General features: G+C 68.8%; 15 protein-coding genes and 1 pseudogene. 10 read left to right on the top strand and 6 right to left on the bottom strand.

The annotated features are described in order from the left end of the window. Positions 1 to 246 precede the first annotated feature (246 nt). The 3 genes from EV192_RS38980 to EV192_RS38990 are packed head-to-tail and all read left to right on the top strand — an operon-like array spanning position 247 to position 3,621. Positions 247 to 2,703, top strand: a complete 2,457-nt coding sequence (locus EV192_RS38980; RefSeq protein ID WP_132123654.1) for a sensor histidine kinase — start codon at positions 247 to 249, stop codon at positions 2,701 to 2,703. Further along, positions 2,700 to 3,131, top strand: a complete 432-nt coding sequence (locus EV192_RS38985) for a roadblock/LC7 domain-containing protein (protein WP_132123655.1) — start codon at positions 2,700 to 2,702, stop codon at positions 3,129 to 3,131. Before EV192_RS38980 ends, EV192_RS38985 begins: the two co-directional genes overlap by 4 nt. Before the next feature lie 19 nt (positions 3,132 to 3,150). After that, on the top strand, positions 3,151 to 3,621 hold the full coding sequence (locus EV192_RS38990) for a DUF742 domain-containing protein (protein ID WP_132123656.1): 471 nt from the start codon (positions 3,151 to 3,153) through the stop codon (positions 3,619 to 3,621). On the opposite strand, the gene EV192_RS38995 is transcribed toward EV192_RS38990, so the two are convergent. Beyond that, entirely contained in the window at positions 3,611 to 4,507 is an 897-nt protein-coding gene (locus EV192_RS38995; RefSeq protein WP_132123657.1) for a TIGR03564 family F420-dependent LLM class oxidoreductase, read from the bottom strand. The two genes, EV192_RS38990 and EV192_RS38995, sit on opposite strands and share 11 nt — an antisense overlap. 84 nt (positions 4,508 to 4,591) lie before the next feature. On the opposite strand from EV192_RS38995, the gene EV192_RS39000 reads away from it, so the two are divergent. After that, complete coding sequence (locus tag EV192_RS39000; protein WP_132123658.1) at positions 4,592 to 5,140, top strand: TetR/AcrR family transcriptional regulator; 549 nt, start codon at positions 4,592 to 4,594, stop codon at positions 5,138 to 5,140. Here the strand turns inward: EV192_RS39000 and EV192_RS39005 are convergent. Continuing rightward, the gene (locus tag EV192_RS39005; RefSeq protein ID WP_132123659.1) at positions 5,137 to 7,464 is read right to left on the bottom strand and encodes an InlB B-repeat-containing protein; all 2,328 of its coding nucleotides are present in this window, start codon (positions 7,462 to 7,464) and stop codon (positions 5,137 to 5,139) included. The two genes, EV192_RS39000 and EV192_RS39005, sit on opposite strands and share 4 nt — an antisense overlap. A gap of 243 nt (positions 7,465 to 7,707) precedes the next feature. Here EV192_RS39005 and EV192_RS39010 point away from each other — a divergent pair, with 243 nt between their 5' ends. Beyond that, positions 7,708 to 9,162, top strand: coding sequence for a purine-cytosine permease family protein (locus tag EV192_RS39010; protein WP_132123660.1), 1,455 nt, complete (start codon positions 7,708 to 7,710; stop codon positions 9,160 to 9,162). Beyond that, positions 9,159 to 9,857, top strand: a complete 699-nt coding sequence (locus EV192_RS39015) for a GntR family transcriptional regulator (RefSeq protein WP_132123661.1) — start codon at positions 9,159 to 9,161, stop codon at positions 9,855 to 9,857. Before EV192_RS39010 ends, EV192_RS39015 begins: the two co-directional genes overlap by 4 nt. Positions 9,858 to 10,228: 371 nt before the next feature. Here EV192_RS39015 and EV192_RS39020 read toward each other — a convergent pair whose 3' ends face one another. The 3 genes from EV192_RS39020 to EV192_RS39030 form a co-directional block, all read right to left on the bottom strand. Next, entirely contained in the window at positions 10,229 to 11,461 is a 1,233-nt protein-coding gene (locus EV192_RS39020; RefSeq protein ID WP_132123662.1) for an HNH endonuclease signature motif containing protein, read from the bottom strand. Between the two features lie 509 nt (positions 11,462 to 11,970). Beyond that, positions 11,971 to 12,399 (bottom strand): hypothetical protein, encoded by a 429-nt coding sequence (locus EV192_RS39025; protein ID WP_132123663.1) that lies wholly within the window; start codon positions 12,397 to 12,399, stop codon positions 11,971 to 11,973. A 67-nt stretch (positions 12,400 to 12,466) separates the two neighbouring features. Then, positions 12,467 to 13,519 (bottom strand): metallophosphoesterase, encoded by a 1,053-nt coding sequence (locus tag EV192_RS39030; RefSeq protein ID WP_132123771.1) that lies wholly within the window; start codon positions 13,517 to 13,519, stop codon positions 12,467 to 12,469. A 155-nt stretch (positions 13,520 to 13,674) separates the two neighbouring features. Between EV192_RS39030 and EV192_RS39035 the strand changes: the two genes are divergently transcribed. From EV192_RS39035 to EV192_RS39045, 3 genes are all read left to right on the top strand, one after another. After that, complete coding sequence (locus EV192_RS39035) at positions 13,675 to 14,331, top strand: CPBP family intramembrane glutamic endopeptidase (protein WP_207926548.1); 657 nt, start codon at positions 13,675 to 13,677, stop codon at positions 14,329 to 14,331. A 98-nt stretch (positions 14,332 to 14,429) separates the two neighbouring features. Continuing rightward, positions 14,430 to 15,386, top strand: coding sequence for an ATP-binding cassette domain-containing protein (locus tag EV192_RS39040; RefSeq protein WP_132123664.1), 957 nt, complete (start codon positions 14,430 to 14,432; stop codon positions 15,384 to 15,386). After that, positions 15,383 to 16,201, top strand: a complete 819-nt coding sequence (locus EV192_RS39045; protein ID WP_132123665.1) for an ABC transporter permease — start codon at positions 15,383 to 15,385, stop codon at positions 16,199 to 16,201. Before EV192_RS39040 ends, EV192_RS39045 begins: the two co-directional genes overlap by 4 nt. Here the strand turns inward: EV192_RS39045 and EV192_RS39050 are convergent. Beyond that, complete coding sequence (locus tag EV192_RS39050; protein ID WP_132123666.1) at positions 16,183 to 19,317, bottom strand: ATP-binding protein; 3,135 nt, start codon at positions 19,315 to 19,317, stop codon at positions 16,183 to 16,185. The two genes, EV192_RS39045 and EV192_RS39050, sit on opposite strands and share 19 nt — an antisense overlap. 64 nt (positions 19,318 to 19,381) lie before the next feature. On the opposite strand from EV192_RS39050, the pseudogene EV192_RS57530 reads away from it, so the two are divergent. Then, positions 19,382 to 19,993 (top strand): annotated as a pseudogene (locus EV192_RS57530) (NACHT N-terminal helical domain 7-containing protein); the annotation flags it as partial. Positions 19,994 to 20,214 lie beyond the last annotated feature (221 nt).

Raw genomic sequence — 20,214 nt, forward strand, 5'->3', positions numbered from 1 at the left:
TGATCACGATCGAGTAGGCAGTCAAGCTAGGCGGCGACCTCAGCCCAGTCAAGCAGCGTATTTTCCGGATCACGTTACATGTTAACTGTATACACATGTGGTGTGAAAAGTTCCAACGGGATTACTTGGTCTGTTGCTTGAGCCATTTACGGAACGTGGATGACTCGTCGCATAATTGATACTTGAACAAATGGGCGACAGTTACTTAGGTTAGCTCGCGATGTCCCCATTATTTCCGAGGTTCTCGTGACTGGGCGGCGGCGGTCGTGGGCGGCGGCCGCCGTGCAGTGGCGGAACTGGCCAGTGCTGGTCAAGATCGGCGCCGTCCTCGTCGTGCCCGTGGTCGGTGCCGTGCTCCTCGGCGTCCTGCGGGTGCAGGCCGACGTCGCGTTGGCCAACTCGTACGGCGACGTGGAACGCCTCGCCGCGCTGCGTGCTGAGCTCGTACCGACGCTGTCGACCATCCAGCGCGAGCGCAACCTCGCGATGCAGCTGCCCGACCTGGCCCTGACCTACGAGCAGCAGACCCAGAGCGTGGACGTCAACGTCGCCGGGCTGGACAAGCTGGTGCACGACACGCCGGACCTCGGCACCACCGCGGACGCCGGCTACACCAACCTGAAACGGGCGTTCGGCACCCTCACCGGCCTGCGCCAGCAGGTGCGGTCCGGCGCCGAGTCAACGGTCATGCTCAACGGCTACGACAACGTCACGCAGGCCGTGCTGGACTTCGACCGGTCGCTGGTCGGCCGGTTCCCGGACCAGGAGCTGACCGGGTACTCGGTGGCCCTGTTCGACCTGCAGGCCGCCCGCGAACAGGTCACCCTGCAACAGGCGCTGGTGCTCGCCGCGATCCGCCGCGGCGAGCTGACCCCGATCGAGACCGAGCAGCTGATCCAGGCCGACGTCCGGCTGGCCGACCGGGTCAGCGACGTGCACTCGGTCGCGCCCACCGACCTCTGGCAGCAGTACCTGGAGAACGTGACGGGCAAGGACGTCGAGCGACGCCTGGACCTGGTCGCGCTCGCCCGCACCGGCCAGCCGCAGGCCAGACGCGGCCCGGGGAAGCCGACTATGCCGTTCGCGGCGCCGGAGTGGAACTCGACGTCGGACATCACCTCCGGCCTGATGACCCAGGTGACCCGGACCGCGGCCACCCAACTGCGCAACGCCTCGTCGTCGCTGCAGGACGCCACGAGCAGCCGGGCCGGCACTCAGTCGGTGTTGCTGTTGGCGATGGTGCTGCTCGCGGCCGCCATCGGCGGAGTCGTCGGCCGTTACCTGCTGCGGTCGCTGAACACGCTGCGCAAGACCGCGCTCGACGTCGCGTCGACCCGGCTACCCGAAGCGGTCGCGAACATCCGAGCCGGCCGCAAGGCGGAAATCGAACCGGTGCCGGTGCGTACCCGCGAGGAGTTCGGCCAGCTGGCGCGCGCCTTCGACACCGTGCACGACCAGGCCGTGCGGTCCGCGGAGGAGGAGGCGAAGCTGCGCGGCAACCTGCGCGACATCTTCGTCAACCTGTCCCGCCGCAGCCAGAGCCTGGTGGAGCGGCAGCTGAAGCTGATGGAACAGCTGGAGCAGAAGGAGACCGACCCGGACCAGCTGGCCAACCTGTTCAAGCTGGACCACCTGGCGACCCGGATGCGCCGCAACAACGAGAACCTGGTCGTGCTGTCCGGTGCGGACCTCGGCCGCAGGTTCACCGACCACGTGCCGCTGTCCCGGGTGCTCAGGGCCGCGGTGTCCGAAGTGGAGCATTACGAGCGCGCGGTGGTCCAGTCGGCGCCGCGGGTGGACGTGCTCGGCTACGCCGCCGGCGACCTGGTCCGCTCGATCGCGGAGCTGGTGGAGAACGCCACCGCGTTCTCGCCGCCGGACACCGACGTGGTCATCTCCGGCCGGCGCGAGGACGGCGGCTCGGTGGTGGTCGAGATCGTCGACGACGGCATCGGCATGGGCGACGCCGAACTGGCCGAGGCCAACGGCAAGCTGTCCGCGGGCGGCGGTGTGGACGCGCCAGTGTCCCGGCAGATGGGCCTGTTCGTGGTCGGCAGCCTGGCGAACCGGCACGGCATCCAGGTCACGTTGGCACGTCGGGACTCCGAGGGGCTGGTCGCGGCTGTGCGCGTGCCCGTCGACCTGATCGCCACCACGAAGGAACCGGAGCCCAGGAAGGTCACCGGCACCCTGGACGTCAAGCCCGCACCCGTGCCTGTGTCTGTTTCCGGGTCTGTGTCCGGACCGGCGGAGCGGGGCTTGGCCGCGCAGCTCAAGTCGGTCGGGATCTTCGTGGAGCTGCCGCGGCTGCCGGTCGCGAAGTCGCCCGCGTCGATCCTGTTCCGGTCCGACGACCCGCCGCCACCGCCGATGACCGCGAATCCGGCGGAGCAGGGCTTCGCCTGGCTGGCCGGCGGGCCGGCCGCGGAACCGCCGACCCAGCGCGTGGCCGCGCCGGTGGTCAAGCCGCTGCCCGCGCAGAAACCGGGTGAGCTGCCCAAACGCGTCCCGCAGGCCAACCTGCAGGCACCCGCCCGCGCTGCCGCCAACACCGCCACCACCAACACCGCCCGCCCGGCGGCACCCCGGCGGCCGGTGAACGCGGAACGGGCCCGTGGCTTCCTGACCAGCTTCCAGGCGGGCGTCCGCCTGAGCAAGGCCGACGGGGCCGGCAACGGCCCCATGGGGGAGGAGAAACCATGACGGAGACGCCGACCCGTACTCGTCAAGTCAGTCGTTTCGGATGGCTCGTCGACAACTTCGCCGAGCGCGTCGCAGGAGTGGCGCACGCCGTCGTCATCTCGGTGGACGGCCTGCTGCTGACCGCATCCCATCGTCTGCCGAACGACCGCGCCGAACAGATGGCCGCGATCGCGGCCGGGATCGTGAGCCTCAACCAGGGCGCGGCCCGCTGCCTCGGCGCCGAGACCGTGCACCGGGCGATCGTCGAGATGGACCAGGGCGTGCTGCTGCTCACGTCCATTCGCGACGGTTCCTGCCTGGCCGTGCTCGCGGCCCGGGACTGTGACATCGCGCAGATCGCATACGAGATGACCGTGCTGGTCGACCAGGTCGGCCAGATGCTCACGCCCGAGCTGCGGGCCGAGCTGAGCGGCACCGGCCGGCGCTAGCACACTGAGGAGGTGGTCCGTGGGCGCGGACGAGGACAGTTTCGCCGACGTGCTCAACGGATTCAGCCTGACCAACCGCCCCCGTCGCGCGGCCGCGCGGCCTTCACCCGCACCGAGGTCGGCCCAGCCCGTGCAGCCGGCCGTCGACGAGTTCGAGATGGAGAACGCGTCGATCGTCCGGGCGTACGCGTGGACGGGCGGACGCACGAAGTCGGACCTCCACCTGGAGATCGAGACGCTCGTGTCGGCGTCCGTGAAGGCACTGGACGCGGACCTGTCGTCCGACCACCAGGAAGTGGTGGACCTCTGCCGGCACTCGAAGTCCGTCGCCGAGGTGGCGGCGCTGCTGCGGATCCCGTTGGGTGTGGTGAAGGTGCTGCTCGGCGACATGGCCCGGCTCGGGCTGATCGTGGTGTACGAGACGGACAGCAGCCCGGACATGGAACTGCTGGAGCGGGTGCTGCGCGGGCTGACCAGGCTCAGGACGTGAGGTCACACAACAGCTCGATGGTTCGTTTCCTGTCCTCCTCGGATCCGTATGGCATCGCGACGAAGTCCGTCGCTCCCGCGTCCGCGAACCGCTGAATCTCCTTGCGTACTAAGGACTCGTCGCCCGCGACCACGGTGTCACCCACGGTTTCGGCGCCGTCGCGGTCTAAGACGGCACGGTAGCTGCTGAACGTCGCGGCGATGCCGAACTCGCTGTTGACCTGTGCCCGTGTGCCGTCCGGGTCGTCGGTCACCGCCATCAGCGCGCTCGCCACGATCCGCGGCGCCGGCCGGCCGGCTGCGGCCCGGGTGATCGCCGGGGCGAAGTAGTCCGAAATGGACTTCGAGCCAGCCCACGCCAGGATGGTGCCGTCGGTCAGTTCGCCGGCCAGTTTGAGCATCTGCGGGCCCAACGCGGAGATCAGCACCGGCGGCGGCTCCGCCCCGGGCACGCCGACCTGTCCGTTCGCGACGATCGTCTCCCCTTGGTACGCGACTTCTTCCCCGCGCAGCAACGGAATCAGCGCGGTGAGGTACTCACGCAGGTGTCGCGCGGGCTTGTCGAAGGCGTACCCGTACTGGCCTGTGGTGATGACCTCGTGGCTGGGGCCGATACCGAGCGTGAGCCGGTTGCCGATGGCGGCCTGGGTGGACAGTGCGTGGCCGGCCAGGGTGAGCGGGTGCCGCGGGTAGCTGCGGATCACGCCGGTGCCGAACCGTGCCTCCGGGACCTGGAGGCCGGCGGCCGTGATCAGCGTCAACGGCTCCCACGCCAGCCGGTCGGCCAGCCAGAAGTCGGTGATCCCGCCCGCGGTGGCGGCCCGGATCTCGGCGATGTTCGCCGCCAGTGTCTTGCCGATGTCGTCCTGGAGCAGGCCGATGCGCATGGTGACCTCGTAAGTGGATGAAATTCTTCCGGTTTGGTCGCCACGCTACACTAACCGGAAGGAATCCGTCCACATGGAGTTCGAATGAAGACGATGCGAGCCGACGCCCTGCGTAACCGCGCCCAGATCGTGGACGCCGCCCGCATCCTGTTCATCACCCGCGGCCCGGACACCCCGATGGAGGACATCGCCCGTGCGGCCGGTGTCGGCGTGGGCACGCTCTACCGCCGTTTTCCCGACCGGGACTCCCTGATCATCGCGGTCGGCCAGGACGTCGTCGGCCGGCTGACGGAGATGCTGCACGCCGCCCGCGAGGCCGAGTCGGACGCGTGGCACGCGTTAGGCAGGTACCTCCGCGAGTGGGCGGAGATCCGGCTCGGGCTGCTGTACGACGCGCTGTGCCACGGCATGCCGCCCGCGGTGCGCGCCGACCAGGATCTGGCGCGCGCCCGGGACGACTGGGCCGACCTGCTGGACGAGCTGTTGCGGGACGCCAAGACCGAAGGCGCCCTGCGGCAGGACGTGGACCTGGTCGACGTCGCCACCTTCATGAACCTGCTCATCCAGATGGAGCCCGGCGGCACCCCCGACAAGCTCCTGGACGTGATGATCGACGGCCTGCGCGGACCCTAGGGCGGCCCGAACCTCGCCCCCACGGACACGTCCTTGTTGAGACTCACGAAGCACGTCGGGTACGTGCCGACATGTTCGCAGTCACCGGTCCAGCCCTTGAAGGAGGAGTTGCCGACCTTCGCCTTGAACTCCAGCTGCGCCCCGGCCGCGTTGCGCGAAAGGGTGTAGTGGCATGTCGGTGGGCAGACCCGGCCGTCGCCGGCGTCCACCGAGCCCTGGTTCGAACCCACGCCGTCGTACGTGTTCACGATGTCGACCTTGAACGGCTCCACTATGAACGACACCGTCGCGCTGTGCGGACCATCCATGGTGAGCGAGCACGTGGCACCCGCGTTCTTGCAGTCACCGGACCACCAGTCCACCACGTAACCCGGATCCGGATGGGGGGTGAGGGTGACCGGCGGGCCCTTGGGAACGTCCACGCCGCACGTGGGGGGACAGGCGACGCCGCCGGCGGCGACGGACCCGTGCCCGTAGGACGACACGGCCATGGTGAGCCGGACAAGTTCGGGCTTGGCATTGAAGGAGTAGGAGACAGTCACCGGCTGCGTACCCATCCGCACGTCGCACGTGGTGTCCGAGCTGTGGCAGGCGCCGCCCCAACTGCCGGGCACGTGGCTGCCGTCCGGGGTCGCGGTGAGCGTGATCTGGACGTCCTTCTCCAGGTCGACGAAACACGCATGGGTGGGGCAGTCGATTCCACCGCCGGTCACGGATCCGCCCGACGGCGCGGTCACGGTCAGCCGGTACTTCGGGACCTCGCTCACGATGATGTTGACCGACTTCGTTCCCTGTTGGCCGTTCGGCATCGTCACCTCGACCGAGACAATGTAGGGCTCCGACCTCGCCGTGGCCCACTTGTGGTTCGTGGTCACGCCGTCGTTCGTGTCCCTGTCGCCGTATGTCCAATGTGCACTGCGCGGCGGCACGCCGGAGGCTTCGGTGACGGTGAGGCTGATCGGCTCGTTGACCGTGGGGGTCGACTTGTCCACCACGATCTGTAAGTTGAGCGGCTGCGGATCGTTCGGGTGCCCCGGGTCTTGGGGAGGCTGTGGGTCGCTGGGGTGCCGCGGGTCGTTCGAACCGGGAACCCTGGTGTCGACCGACTGACTCGACGGGCTCGATCGGCTGGCACCGGACTGGCCGGTGGCCGGCTGCGGGTTCGCCGAACCCGGCGCGCCGGGGGACTGCCGGCCGGACGGCTGGACACCGTCGCCCGACTGGCTGAGGCCCTTGTCGGGATTGTCCCGGTCGTACTTCCTGATGGTGGTGACGCCGCCGTCCAACCGCACGACACCGGCCTGGTCGGAGTTGGTGTCGTTGTAGAACACCAGGCCGTCCCGGGTCATCAGCTGGAACCGAACCTTCGGCGCCAGCACGTTCGGCTTGGCGATCACCCGCGAGTCCCGCAGGTTGATCACCCACACCTGGCCGGTGGTGTAGTCGGGCACGAACACCCGGTCGCCCGCCTCCACCGCCGGACCGAAGTCGCTGCCCACGTTCAGCGGGATCGCGCTGTCGCACCGGGACTCCGCGAGGTCGCACACGTCCAGCACGCCACGCGCGGCCACCACATAGATCCGTTCGGCGTGCCGAGAGCCACTGACTTGGATCTGGTCGTCCGGGCGCAGGTCGAGGTCGAGCGTGCCGGTGACGCGGCCGTTGTCGCCGTCGAGACTGACCGCCTTGTGGTCGGTGAGGTTCACGATGACAGGGTGGCCGTCGGCGATGGTGATGACGCTGTTGCCGGGCTTGACCACCCCCGGGCGGATCGTCCTGTCCTGGCCGGCGACCCGGTTGACGTCGCCGGTCACCGTGTCGACCGCCCACAGGGTGCCGGTGTCGTCCACTGTGACCGTTCCGGCCGCGAGCCTGCCGGCGACCGACAGCATCTCGCCCCGCCGGTCCAGGGTCTTCGGGTCGGTGCTCGCCAGCAGGCCGCGTGTGGTGTCGAGGGTGTAGAGGGACGACGGGCCGGCGACCACGCTCAGGCCGCTGCCGTGCACGTCGGCGATGGGGGCGGCCGGCGGTGTCGCGGTGAAGGTGGCGCCGTCGACCCGACGGATCGTCCCGGTGGACTGGTCGACTGTGTACGCTGTAGACCCCTGTTGGACGACGGTCAGCGCGTCGCCCGGCCCGGCGACCTTGACCTGCGCCGACACCTCCGCCGACGCCCCGTCGAGCAACGTGATCTGGCCGACCTTGGCCGACGCCAGCCACGCCGAACCGGACAGCAGGCGCGCACTTCGTACGTCGTTGCCCTGGGTCAGCCCGATCACGGCCACGCCGCCGGCCACCAGTACTGCGGCCAGTCCGGCGACCATGCCGCGACCGTGGATCCTCCGAAGAAACCGCATGCTTTGAAGCCCCCTAGCTTTCCCGCGCGATGCTCGATCAGCCGGGCGCCACGGACCAGAGGGCGAGCCCCTGGGAAGTCGGGAAAAGTTCCTGGGCGGCCCCGCTTGATCACCGGCGGCCGGGCTGGTAAGTCGACCTTGACGGCGTGGGCTGATCGGCCTAGCTTCAAAGGAATTGAACAGGTCTGTGCCGGATCTGGGAGCGGGCCGATGGCGTTGGACACCACCACCGAGCCGCACGTCGGCCGCGGCGCCTTCCAGGTGGAGGCGAACGGGATCAACGTCATCAGCGACGAGGAACGCAAAGGCACCCCGCGTCAGCTGTTCTGGCCGTGGTTCGCGGCCAACGTGTCCGTCCTCGGCCTGAGCTACGGCTCGTTCGCGCTCGGCTTCGGCATCTCGTTCTGGCAGGCCGTGATCGTCGGTGTGGTGGGCATCGTGGTCTCGTTCCTGCTGTGCGGATTCGTGGCGGTCGCGGGGAAGCGCGGGTCGGCGCCGACCATGGTGTTGTCGCGGGCCGCGTTCGGGGTGCGAGGCAACCGGTTGCCGTCACTGATCTCGTGGCTGCTCACGGTCGGCTGGGAGACGGTCCTCACGATCCTGGCGACGCTCGCGACGTCGACCGTGTTCGACCGGCTGGGATGGGGCGGCGGGTCCACGACGAAGATCATCGCGCTGGCCGTGGTGACTGTGCTGACGGTGGCGGGCGGCGTGCTCGGCTTCGAGCTGATCATGCGCATGCAGACCGTGATCACGGTCGTCACAGCCGTGTTGACCGTGGTGTACATGGGTTTCGTCGCCGACCGCATCGACTTCGGCGCCGTTTCGGCGATCCCGGGTGGGTCCGCGCAGAACGTGATCGGCGCGCTGGTGTTCCTGATGACCGGCTTCGGGCTCGGCTGGGTGAACGCGGCCGCCGACTACTCCCGTTACCTGCCAAGGAGTTCGTCCAGCCGTGGGGTGATCGGCTGGACGGCGTTCGGGTCGTCGCTCGCGCCGGTCGCGCTGCTCGTGTTCGGGCTGCTGCTCGCCGGGTCGTCGAAGGACCTGAACGACGCGATCGCGGTCGACCCGATCGGCGCGCTCGCCACGATCCTGCCCACCTGGTATCTCGTGCCGTTCGCGCTGGTCGCCGTGCTCGGCCTGGTCGGCGGGGCGGTGATGAACATCTACTCGTCCGGGCTGACCCTGCTGGCGGTCGGTGTCCGGCTGCCGCGCTGGGCGGCCGCCTTTGTGGACGGCGTGGTCGTCGTGCTCGGCACCGTGTACGTGGTGTTCTTCGCCGGCAGTTTCCTCAGCCAGTTCACCGGGTTCCTGATCACACTCGGTGTGCCCATCGCGGTATGGTGCGGCGTGATGCTGGCCGACATCGCCCTGCGCCGCCGCGACTACGCCGACACGGACCTGTACCTCCCCACCGGCCGGTACGGCGACGTCCGGTGGCTGCCGATAACCACCGTGCTGGTGGGCACGGCGGCCGGCTGGGGTCTGGTCACCAACACGTCGGCGGACTGGCTGCACTGGCAGGGATACCTGCTCGGCCCGCTCGGGCTGCGCGACAGTTGGTCCGGCGCCAACCTGGGGGTCCTGGTGGCCCTCGTGACCGGGTTCGCCGTGACGTACATATTCGGCCGTGGTCGGGTCAAGGGGCAGGAGGAGCGGTGAGCGGACACCTCAAGCACGAGCGGATCGTCGAACAACTGGCCAAGGACATCCGGGTCGGCCGGCTCCCGAAAGGCGCGCAACTGCCGGGGGAGAACGCGCTCGCGGCCCAGTTCAGCGTCAGCCGCAACACCGTCCGCCAAGCCCTCACCGAACTGGGCAACCAGGGCCTGATCGCCACCCACTCCGGCAAAGGCTCCTTTGTCACCTTCGACAACCGGACCATCGACGACCGCCTCGGCTGGACCCGAGCCCTGGCCGAACAAGGCGTGCCCACAGTGACCACCCTGGTGCGCCTGGAACTGATCGACGACCCGGCCCTGGCCGCCCGACTGGACTGCGACCCGGCCCTGATCGCCATCGACCGCGTACGCTCCATAGTAGACGGATCCCCCATCTCCCTGGAACGAAGCCGAATCCCAGCCATCGGCCCCCTCCGAGACCTGCCAACCCGAGGAACAGCGGACCACATCTACGACGACCTGAGAGCAGCCGGCCTGATGCCCGAAATGGGCGAAGAATCAGCCGAACTGACCCGCCTCACCCCCGAAGACGCAACCCTGCTCAACCGCCCCGAAAACGACCACTTCCTGCGTACCCAACGAGTAAGCCGCGACGAAACCGGCCGATTCGTGGAGTACGTGGAAAGCCTCCTGGACCCTGATCGGTTCCGGCTCTACCTTACTTTCGGGGCCTGAACCCATCGGGCCCGGACTGAAAAGATTTTTCGCTCGCCGCTCGGGCAGGCCGCCAAGAGGGAGTCCTTTGTTGGGTATTCCTGGTTGTTTTAGTTGTCTTGGTCGTGGCGTCTCCCTCCCGTATGGCCTGCCCAAGGGAATCATATCTGGCACGTGGTGTCCGGCTTGGGTTTCGGTCCGTATGGCTCCCGCTTGTTGCTGATTCCCGTAGGCGGACCGGACGATTTTCGAGGGTTCGGACACCACGTGCCAGATATGATTGGCTCCGCCCAGGCCATACGGGAGGGAGACCCCACTCCGGCTCGGGGTGTGTTGCGCGGGCACGCGCTTTTCCGGTGTGTGGGTGTGATTCGCTTGCGCGGCTGTGGATGTCATGCCGCGCTCGGGAGGGGGCCGTGGATGTGGTTGCGTCTGGGGGTGCGTGACGGGTCCACATATGGTGGGGGAATGAACTGGGGTCTGCCGTTGACCATTTTGGCTTGCCAGTCACTGTGGTGGATCAATCGGTGGTGATGACCGCAGAGGAGTGCGAGGTTTTTCAGCTTGGTCGGGCCGCCTTTTCGCCATTCGAGGACGTGGTGTGAGTCGCATACGTTGGCGGGTCGGTCGCACGCGGGGAAGCTGCATCCTCGGTCGCGGAGGACCAGTGCGCGGCGGATGTGGGCTGGGGTGGTGTAAGCCGGGACGGCCACATCCAATGGTTGGGAGTCGGTGCCGAGGACGGCGGGGATGATCCTGGCGTCGCAGGCGAGGCGGCGGGCCTCGCGTGCGGTGAGCGAGGTGTTGTCGGTGAGGACCGCGTTGTCGAGGGCGTCCTGCAGTTCCTTGTAGGTGATGGTGACGGCGACTTCGGTGCGGAGTCCGTTGTGGGTGGGCAGGTCCGGGCTGTGGGCGGCCATCTTCAGCACGTCGGCGAAGGCATCACCGGCCCGCTCGGCATAGCCCCGCGTGTCGTTGCCTTCCGGGTGCGGCTTCTCGAACGGCTTGAGGAGGTTTTCGAAGAGTTGCGCTGCATCGAGGTCGAGATGGCCCGTGAATTCCAGGGTGCCGTCGCGCCGGAGGTGTCGCCGCAGCGACCGTGCTGGTCGTTGCGGTTCATCGTCGAGGGGTGGTGGCCCGTCGGGGTCGACGATGTCGCGGACTCGGGAGGCGAATCGGGTCAGGGCTTTCGGGTCATCCTCGGCGGCCCGGTCCAACATCACCTGCTCGGCCATGGCCCGCTGCTCGGTGTCCAGGTGGGGTAGGTCCGCCAGGGTTTTGCGGATGACGTCCACGTGTTCGGACCCGACTTCGCCGCGCGCGAGCGCGGCGGCGGTCTGCGGCAGTACCGGGTCGATCACTGATCCGGTGGGTGTGGTGGTGGGGTGGAGGTCGTTGGCTTGGGCGAGGCGGTGTCGGGCGTCGGTGCGGTTGATTCGGGTGATGTGTATCAGGAGTGCGGCTGTGTTGGAGTAGCCGAGTTTGGTTGCGTCTCCGCGGTTGTCTAGTTCGGCTGTGAGGTGGAGGATTTTGGCGTATGCTTGTCGGTATTCTGTTTCTGCGGCCGTGATGGCGTTGACCAGCTCGGTGGTGCTGGTTTGCCAGAGTGGGGCCGTGGTGGACATACCTCAATTCTATCGGAGAAGTAGGGAAACGAGTGCTGCATAATCTGTTTCACCCGATAGTGGTGGCCCAGAGTGGTGTCTCCCTCCCGTATGGCCTGGGCGGAGCCAATCATATCTGGCAGGCGGGGTCCACACTCACGAAACCCAACCGAGGTCCGCCTACGGGACCTAACAAGAAGCGGAAGCGATACGGACCGAGAACCCAAGCTGGACCCCGCCTGGCAGATATGATTCCCTTGGGCAGGCCATACGGGAGGGAGACGCCACGACCAAGACAACTAAAACAACCAGGAACACCCAACAAAAGGACTCCCTCTTGGCGGCCTGCCCGAGCGGCGAGCGAACAATCTTTCCAGTCCGAACGAAAAGGGCAATCCCGAGCGGCGAGCAGGCAGTCATTAGTCCAGAAGCGGCGAGTCCGGAAAGTGTGGCGATGAGGACCTTGCGGGACAGGAGAGGCATGGCGCGCCAGCCCGCCCACCCCGAAAGTCACCGTCCACAATGGAAAGTCAGTCATCGGCGAGCTCGCCGATCCACATCTCCAGCGCGACCCTCGCCTCCCGCAGTGTCCGCGCGGGCACACCGAGTCCGGCGTGCTGGTGGCCTTGCCAGGTGGCGCACGGGAATCGGGGGAACGCCAGTTTCAGGGCCTCGTCCACGGTTTCCGCGTGATACATCAACAGTTCGATCACTCGCTGTGGGAGCGTGCCGGGGCCTTCGTCGCCGAGCAGTTCCACCGCGGACTCGTGGAGATACGCGTACTCGCTGATGATCCGCCCGCCTCGTCGGGCCACGGCCGCCGAGGCGTCGCCGGGGCGGCAGCAGTCGGCGATGACCGATTCCGCGTCGGGCTGCGCCAGTATCGCTTGGTCGACCAGGTCCACCAGGGCTTTCAGTCGCCGGGCGAGGTCACCGCGGGTGTCTTTCCGTCTACGCATCCACACCGGCTCACCCCCGTTGGTGAAAATGTGGACCAAGCGTAGGGCAGTGGGCGGTGTCACCGCATCAAGGTTGTGCCCGCAGTGTGATCAGGGTGATCTCGCTGGGCGCGAAGACGCGGAACGGCGGGCCCCAGAACCCGCTGCCGCGCGTGGTGTAGAGCTGGGTTCGCGCGCCGTGCCGGCTCAGGCCGTGCACCCATTTCTGGTCGAGTCGCACGAGGTAGTGGAACGGCCAGATCTGGCCGCCGTGGGTGTGTCCGGAGATCTGCAGGTCCACCCGGTCACGGGCGTGCCGGACCTGTTTGGGCTGGTGCGCCAGCAACACCACGGGCGCGTTCACGTCCGCCAGTGCCCGGTCGAAGTCGGCGCCATGGCCATCGAGGCCCGACGCTCGCGCTGTCGCGTCGTCCACACCCGCGAGCACCAGCCGGGACGTGCCGCGTTCGACCACGATGTGCCGGTTGTGCAGGCACTCCCAGCCCAGCGCCTCCATGTGGTCGATCCAGCCCTGCGCCTCGCTGAAGTACTCATGGTTCCCGGTCACGTACACCCTGGCGAGTCGTGATTGGACCGTCGCGAGTGGAGCGACCTGCTCCTTCCGGCGCTCCGGCGTGCCGTCCGCGATGTCGCCCGCGTGCGCCACGATGTCCGGGTCCAGCCTGTTCACCGCCGCGACCAGCCGCTCCGACCACCGGACCCGGTCCAGCGGGCCGTAGTGGGTGTCCGAGATGACGACCAGCCTCGCGCCGTCCAGGTCCGCGCCGAGACCCGCGACGGTCACATCCACCCGCTTGATCCGCGGCACCCGCATCGCCTCGACGTACCCCCACACGAGCAAACCCGCCGCCACGGCCGCCACCGCGACGGCGGTGACCTCGTGGCTCAGCACGATCGACGCGACCTGGCCGATCACCGACCACACCAGCAGCACCCAGATCACGCCGAGCGTGATGTCACCGATCCGGGCCGCCCAGTCCTGGCCCCGGCTGCTGTGGCCGAGGAACATCAACGCGGGGAAACCCACCACGGCCGCGGCGAACACGACCGTGCCCGCCACCGTGACCGCCGTCGGCCACGCCGGCTCGCCGACCACGGTCCACCACGGGACACCGAACATGAGCAGCAGGATCGCGACGAGGATCAGCCCTCGGCTGAGGCGCTTCAACGCGCGCGCTCACGTTCGGTCATGAGGAGAAGGGTAGTCATTTCTCGCTGAGTCGGCCTTCAGCTACCTGACGATCCGCATGGGGCTCCTCCAGTAACTTGGTGACTATGGCCATGGTTGCCGGTGAACTGGGCATTCGGCGTCGCGTCTACCTGGTTGCCGAGTACTTCGTGCTGTTCTTCGGGATAGTCGCGGTGTTCATCACCGTGGCGCGCGGAGTGTCGCCCATCCCGTTCCTCGTCGTCCTCGGCGCGGCCGCCGTCGTGTACCTGATGCGGCAGCCCACCTTCGACCGGCGGGACTTCCTGCGGCCCGAGGCGGTCCGCGGACAGCTCCGCTCGATCCTCACGCTGTGGGCGCTGGCGTGGGTGCTGGCTGTGGCCGGGCTGCTGGTCTACGACCGGAGCCTGCTGCTGGACCTGCCGCGTCACCAGCCGGTCCTGTGGGCGATCATCATGGTCGCGTACCCGCTGCTCAGCGCGTACCCGCAGGAACTGATCTTCCGGGCGTTCGTGTTCCAGCGGTACGGCCGCGCGTTCGGGCCCGCCGGGACGGTCGCCGCGAGCGCGGCCGCGTTCGGGTTCGCGCACATTTTCTTCCACAACTGGTTCGCGGTGATCGCGTCCACTGTGGGCGGTGTGCTGTTCGCGACCAGATACGCGCGCAGCCGGTCGTTGCTGGCAGTCTCGGTCGAACACGGCCTGTACGGGGTGCTGATCTTCACCGTCGGGCTCGGCCAGTTCGTCTACCACGGGCCGCCCTGACATGCGGTGACATGCCCTGACATGTGCCTGAGCCGGGTTTGACATGTGCCCCGCGCAGGCTGTCCCCGTAATCGTTGCATTCGACGAAGGGGGGACACATGGGCCTCGCGTTCCAAGCCGAAGGCCTGGTCAAGCGTTATGGCGAGACCACGGCCCTGGCCGGCATCGACCTCGCCGCCGAACAGGGCTCCGTCCTGGGGGTGCTCGGGCCGAACGGGGCCGGCAAGACGACCGCGGTACGCATCCTCGCGACGCTGCTGAAGCCGGACGCTGGCCAAGCCACCGTTGGCGGCCTCGACGTGGTGCGCGACGCGGCCAAGGTCCGCCGCACCATCGGCCTGACCGGCCAGTACGCGTCCGTTGACGAGGACCTCACCGGCACCGAGAACCTGGTGCTGATCGGGCAGCTGCTCGACCTGCGCCGGCCCGCCGCGAAAGCACGGGCCAAGACGCTGCTCGCCGACTTCGGGCTGGCCGAGGCCGCCGGCCGGTCGGTCAAGACTTACTCGGGCGGCATGCGCCGCCGGCTCGACCTGGCCGCCAGCCTGGTCGGCCTGCCCCGGGTGATCTACCTGGACGAGCCGACCACCGGGCTCGACCCGGCCAAACGCGACGACATGTGGACGATCATCCGCAAGCTCGTCGCGGACGGCGTCACCGTCCTGCTGACCACCCAGTACCTGGAGGAAGCCGACGCGCTGGCCGACCGGATCTCGGTGATCGACCACGGCAAGGTGATCGCGCACGGCACCCCGGCCGAGCTGAAGCAGGTCGTGGGCGGGCAGAACATCCTGGTCCGGCCGGTCGAACCGGCCCGGCTGCCGGACGTCGCCCGGATCCTCGAAGCCGTGTCCGGCCGCGAGACCGAGTCACCCGGCCGGGGTGTGCTGACCGTGCCGGTCACCGGCGATTCGGAGTTCACCGAGGTGGTCCGGCGGCTCGGGGCGGAGCGCATCTCCGTGACCGAGCTGTCCTTGCGGCTGCCGAGCCTGGACGACGCGTTCTTCACCCTGACCGGCCGCCACGCCGCGGACGAAGAGGAGGTAGCAGTATGACCATCACCGCACCAACATCATCCGTGGCGCTGCCGGTGGTGATCGAGCCACGGCCGTTCGGCCTGGTCCGCCACAGCCTGGCGCTGGCCCGTCGGAGCCTGACCAAGACACTGCGGCAGCCCGAGCAACTGTTGGACGTCACGTTGCAGCCGCTGATATTCGTGCTGCTGTTCGTGTACCTGCTGGGCGGCGCGGTCGCCGGGTCGTCCGACGCGTACCTGCAGGTGCTGCTGCCGGCGATCATGGTGCAGCAGGTCATGTTCGCGGGCATGGCCACCGGCGTGAACCTCAACAGCGACATCGGCAAGGGCGTGTTCGACCGGCTGCGCAGCCTGCCGATCGGCCGGTCCGCGCCACTCCTCGGATCGGTCCTTGGCGACCTGATCCGGTACGTGGTGGCGATCGCGTCGCTGCTCATCTTCGGTGCGATCCTGGGCTACAAGTTCGCCGGCGGCTTCGCGCCGACGCTGCTGGCGTGCGTGCTGACGATCCTGTTCGCGTTCAGCGTGAGCTGGCTGTTCGTGCTGCTCGGCATGTTGGTCCGGGAGCCGGGGACGGTACAGGGCCTCGGGTTCCTGATCCTGTTCCCGTTCACCTTCGGCACCAGCATGATCGCGCCGACCGCGACGCTGCCGGGCTGGCTGCAGGACTGGGTGCACGCCAACCCGGTCGCCCACGTGATGGACATGGCGCGGGGCCTGATGCTGGGCGAAGGGCCGACCGGCGGCCCGATCCTGTGGACGGTGGTGACCTCGGCCGGATTCCTGGCGGTGTTCGTGCCGCTGGCGGTGCGGGCCTACATGCGGCGGACCTGATCGATGGCGTCGGCCCGGTCGAGGCCGACGCCCTGGGCGTGGGCGGCGTCGTAACCGGCGTCGCCCAGTTCGCTGCGCAGCTGCCGGACAAGCCGGACGATGTCCGGGTTGTCCGCGTCCGGAGCGCCGCGGAGCTGTTCGGCCGCGCCGAGCGTCTTCGCGGCCTCCGCCGGTTCGCCGCGCCGCAGCCACAGGACCGCGGTGGCGATCGCCGCCCTGCTCAGCACGGGCATGTCGCTGGCCTCGAGAGCGTGCTCGACGGCTTCGGTGATCAGCGCCGCGGCGGTGGTGAGATCGTTGTGCGCCAACGAAAGTTTCGCCTTCGCGGCCTTGATCAGCGAGTTGAACTGCGGTGAGTTGAAGGGCGTGTTCGCCGACGCCGTCTCGGCGAGGTCGTACAGCCGCCCGGCCTCCCCGAGGTCGCCCTCGTGGCGGGCGAGGTCGCCCAGCGGCATCCACGCGAACATCAGGCTGTGGGTCGACTCGTTGCGCGACCGCGTCAGCTCCAGCAGTTCGGCCTTGCCCTGCTCGACGTGCCCCTGATAGATGTGCGCGATCGCCAGGCTCGACCGCTCGTGGTCGGCGTTGTCGTCGGCGTCGAGTTCCCGCAGCAGCCCGATGGCCTCTTCGAGCGCCGCGACCGCCTCGTCGGTCTCGCCGAACATCAGGTGCGCGTCCGCGAGTGACGACAGCGACTGGGCGAGCCCGAACCGTTCCCCCAACGCACGGAACCCGTCGGCCGCGAACGGCATGTCGCGGCGCAACCCGGCCAGGTCACCCTCGTTCTCCAGCAGGTTCGCCCGGATCATCCAGAGCGTCGCCCGGGTCCACGGATCCGGGTGGTCCAGCCGTTTGTCCACCGCGGCCAGTCCACTTTCCATGTCGTCGTTGAACAACGCCAGCAACGGTTCGAGCAGGGCGAGAAACGGGTGGTCCGGGAACTTGTTGGCGTCCGCGACCACGGCCATGAACGGCTCCACGACGTCGGGGAGCCGCATGAAGCCACCGGACATCGTCTTGTTGAGCAGGTACGTGGCGGTCACGGCGGTACGCGCGTCCAACGGGGACTCGCCTGGCACGTCCAACGCGATTCGCAGCCAAGCGACACATTCGGCGCGCCTGCCCTGCAGAGTCCAGAACATGCACATCGCGCCGGCGATCCGGACCGCGGTGTCCGCGTCGCCCACACCTGCCGCGAAGTGCAGCGCGGCGACGACGTTGTCCCGTTCCGCGTTCATGGTCGCCGTCCAGGCGATCTGGTCGCTGCTCCGGAAATGCGGCTCGGCCTGTTCGGCCAGGTCCAGGAAGTACGCCGCGTGCGCGGCCTTGGCCTCGGCGATCTCGCCCCGGTCGGCCAGCCGCTCCAGGGCGAACTCCCTGATCGTCTCCAGCATCCGGTACCGCAGCCCCGGCCCGTCGGCGATCTGCAGCAACGACTTGTCCACCAACGCCGCCAGCAACACCAGCGCGGTCGCCGGATCACCGACCCGCTCGGCCGCCGCGAGGGTGATCCCACCGGGGAACACCGCCAGCCGTTCCGCGAACTGGCGCTCCGGCTCGGCCAGCAGGTCCCAGCTCCATGCCACGACGGCACGCAACGTCTGATGGCGGGGCAGCGCGGTCCGGCTGCCGCCGGTGAGCACCCGGAACCGGTCGTCGAGCCGTTCCGCCAGCTGTTCGGCGGTCAGCGACCGCAGCCGGGCGGCGGCCAGTTCGATCGCCAACGGCAGCCCGTCCAGCCGGCGGCAGATCTCCACCACCGCGGCGACGTTCTCGTCGGTGACCGCGAACCCAGGCCGTACGGCGGCGGCCCGTTCGGCCAGCAGCCGGACCGCCGCGGTGGCCACCGCCTCAGTCGCGGACGCGCCGGCCTCGGGCACCTCCAACGGCCGCACCGGACACAGCGTCTCGCCGAACACCCCGAGCGGTTCCCGGCTGGTGGCCAGCACACGCAGCCCAGGACACCGGCCGAGCAGGTCGTCGGCGAGCCGCGCGGCCGCGTCGACCAGATGCTCACAGTTGTCCAGGACGATCAGGACCTCACCCCGCCGCAACGCCTCCACCAGGCGGCTCATCGCGTCCTGCGGCTTGGGTCGTTGGTCCATCTTGCGGGCATCCCTCAGCCCGAGAGCACCGAGCACGGCGAGCGGCACGTCTGCGGGATCCGTCACGGCCGCGAGCTCCACCAGCCACACCCCGCCCGGGACCGCGACCCGCCCCGCGACCGTGGTCGCCAGCCGGGTCTTGCCGGCGCCGCCTGGACCGACCAACGTCACCAGCCGGTGCTCGGTCAACAAGGCCCTGACCTGGTCGACCTCGACGTCCCGACCGACCAGGCTGGTCAACGCCACCCGCAGGTTGCCGCCGCGCGGCTGCTCCGCGGCCGGCGCGCCGCGCAGGATGGTCTGGTGGACTTCCCGCAGCTCAGGCCCGGGATCCGCGCCCAACTCGTCGGCGAGCCGGCATCGGACGTCCTCGTACCGTTTGAGGGCCTCCGCGTGCCGCCCCTCCGCGCACAACGCGAGCAGCAGCAGGCTCTGCAGCCGTTCCCGCAACGGGTGCTGCGCCGCCAGTTCGGACAGCTCGGTCACCAGGTGGCTGTGATGTCCGGTGGCCAGCTCCGCGTCGGCCCGGTCCTCGATCGCGGCCAGCTTGGCCTCGTCGAGCCCGGCGACGTACCCGACGGCGAACGACAGCCTCGCCGCGTCGGCCAACGCCGGCCCCCGCCACAACCCCAGCGCCGCCCGCAGCTGCTGGACCGCGGCGACCGCGTTCCCGCTCGACAACTCCCGTCGCGCGGTCCGCGCCAGCTGGCCGAACCGGTGCGCGTCGACCGCGTCGGCGGGCACGTCCAACCGGTATCCGCCGGGCGCGGACGCGAGGATCGCCGGGTCCGGCAGCGTCCGCCGCAGCCGGGAGACCAGGGTGCGGACCGAGCTGACCTCGTCCGCGGGCTTGTCCTCCGGCCACAGCGCGTCCGCCAGCTCCTCGACCGTGACCACCTTGGGCGCGGCCATCGCGAGCCGGACGAGCAGCACGCGCAGCCGTGCCCCGCCGATCTCTACTGACCGTCCGTCCGCTGTCACTTCCAGCGGCCCCAGAATGCCCACACGCATACGGCCAGCGTAGGGTGTTGCGCTCCACGAAGTGCCGGGTGATGCGATGCGCGTGTCCGATGCCATGACGTTCCGTGGCGCTCTGAAGATCCTGGGCCACCATGACCGCCCGCTCCTGGACATGATCGACCGGCTGCTCGGCGGCGTGATCCTCGCCGGCGGCCTCAGTGTCGCCCTCGCGCCGCTGTGGAACTGGGTGGACCAGAAGAACGAGGCGGTCGGCCTGCTCGGCAAGCTCCTCGACGCGGTCGCGTCGCGTCGGCTCGCCGGACTGGAGCGGATCCAGCTGGTCGCGGCGGCGCACACGGTCCTGGTCACCAGCTCGTTCATGGAGGTGTTCCGGGAGGAGATCGGCCACGGCGGGTTCAAACGCCTCGCGCTCACCAAGAAGGAACAGCAGTACCTGATCACCGGCCGGCACGGCCGGAACCTGTTCGACAGCCTGTACTCCGACCACGTCCCGATGCCGTCGGCGAGCGGCGGCTTCCACGAGAACACCGTGGCCGTGGAGGACTTCCACCTGATGCTCGCGAACCGCGCCATCAACTTCCTGTCCGGCCTGGAGGAAGGCCGGGCCCTGCCGGTCGCCCGCGAGATCCTCGCCAAGTCCAGCGCACGGTACGAGTCCCGCTACTACCAGCTGGCGGCCAAGGTGCCCGAGTTCATGATCTGGGCGTTGCTGGGTGAACACAGCTCGACCAGGACCCTCGTGCATGACGGGGTGCGGTCCGTCCTCGCGGAGCAGTCCGCCGCGTTCTCCCGCCTGGAGTCGCTGCTCAGCGTCCTCGCGGGGCCGCCGAAGGAGCGTGACCTCGCGGAGATCGTCCGGCGGTCGACGGTGGCGGAGCTCGACGAGCTGATCGTGCCGCACGGCGTCGCGGGCCCAGGACATCCATT

This window comes from Actinocrispum wychmicini (assembly GCF_004345645.1).
Taxonomy (GTDB): Bacteria; Actinomycetota; Actinomycetes; order Mycobacteriales; family Pseudonocardiaceae; genus Kibdelosporangium; species Kibdelosporangium wychmicini.

What these genes read in the sequence shown, in the direction of transcription:
- EV192_RS39005 (WP_132123659.1), bottom strand. Translation starts at nt 7,464, where the DNA reads ATGGTCGCCGGACTGGCCGCAGTACTGGTGGCCGGCGGCGTGGCCGTG.
- EV192_RS39000 (WP_132123658.1), top strand. Translation starts at nt 4,592, where the DNA reads ATGAAGACGATGCGAGCCGACGCCCTGCGTAACCGCGCCCAGATCGTG.
- EV192_RS39030 (WP_132123771.1), bottom strand. Translation starts at nt 13,519, where the DNA reads ATGTTCGGTGTCCCGTGGTGGACCGTGGTCGGCGAGCCGGCGTGGCCG.
- EV192_RS38985 (WP_132123655.1), top strand. Translation starts at nt 2,700, where the DNA reads ATGACGGAGACGCCGACCCGTACTCGTCAAGTCAGTCGTTTCGGATGG.
- EV192_RS39010 (WP_132123660.1), top strand. Translation starts at nt 7,708, where the DNA reads ATGGCGTTGGACACCACCACCGAGCCGCACGTCGGCCGCGGCGCCTTC.
- EV192_RS39020 (WP_132123662.1), bottom strand. Translation starts at nt 11,461, where the DNA reads ATGTCCACCACGGCCCCACTCTGGCAAACCAGCACCACCGAGCTGGTC.
- EV192_RS39050 (WP_132123666.1), bottom strand. Translation starts at nt 19,317, where the DNA reads ATGCGTGTGGGCATTCTGGGGCCGCTGGAAGTGACAGCGGACGGACGG.
- EV192_RS39035 (WP_207926548.1), top strand. Translation starts at nt 13,675, where the DNA reads ATGGCCATGGTTGCCGGTGAACTGGGCATTCGGCGTCGCGTCTACCTG.
- EV192_RS39025 (WP_132123663.1), bottom strand. Translation starts at nt 12,399, where the DNA reads ATGCGTAGACGGAAAGACACCCGCGGTGACCTCGCCCGGCGACTGAAA.
- EV192_RS39045 (WP_132123665.1), top strand. Translation starts at nt 15,383, where the DNA reads ATGACCATCACCGCACCAACATCATCCGTGGCGCTGCCGGTGGTGATC.
- EV192_RS39040 (WP_132123664.1), top strand. Translation starts at nt 14,430, where the DNA reads ATGGGCCTCGCGTTCCAAGCCGAAGGCCTGGTCAAGCGTTATGGCGAG.
- EV192_RS38995 (WP_132123657.1), bottom strand. Translation starts at nt 4,507, where the DNA reads ATGCGCATCGGCCTGCTCCAGGACGACATCGGCAAGACACTGGCGGCG.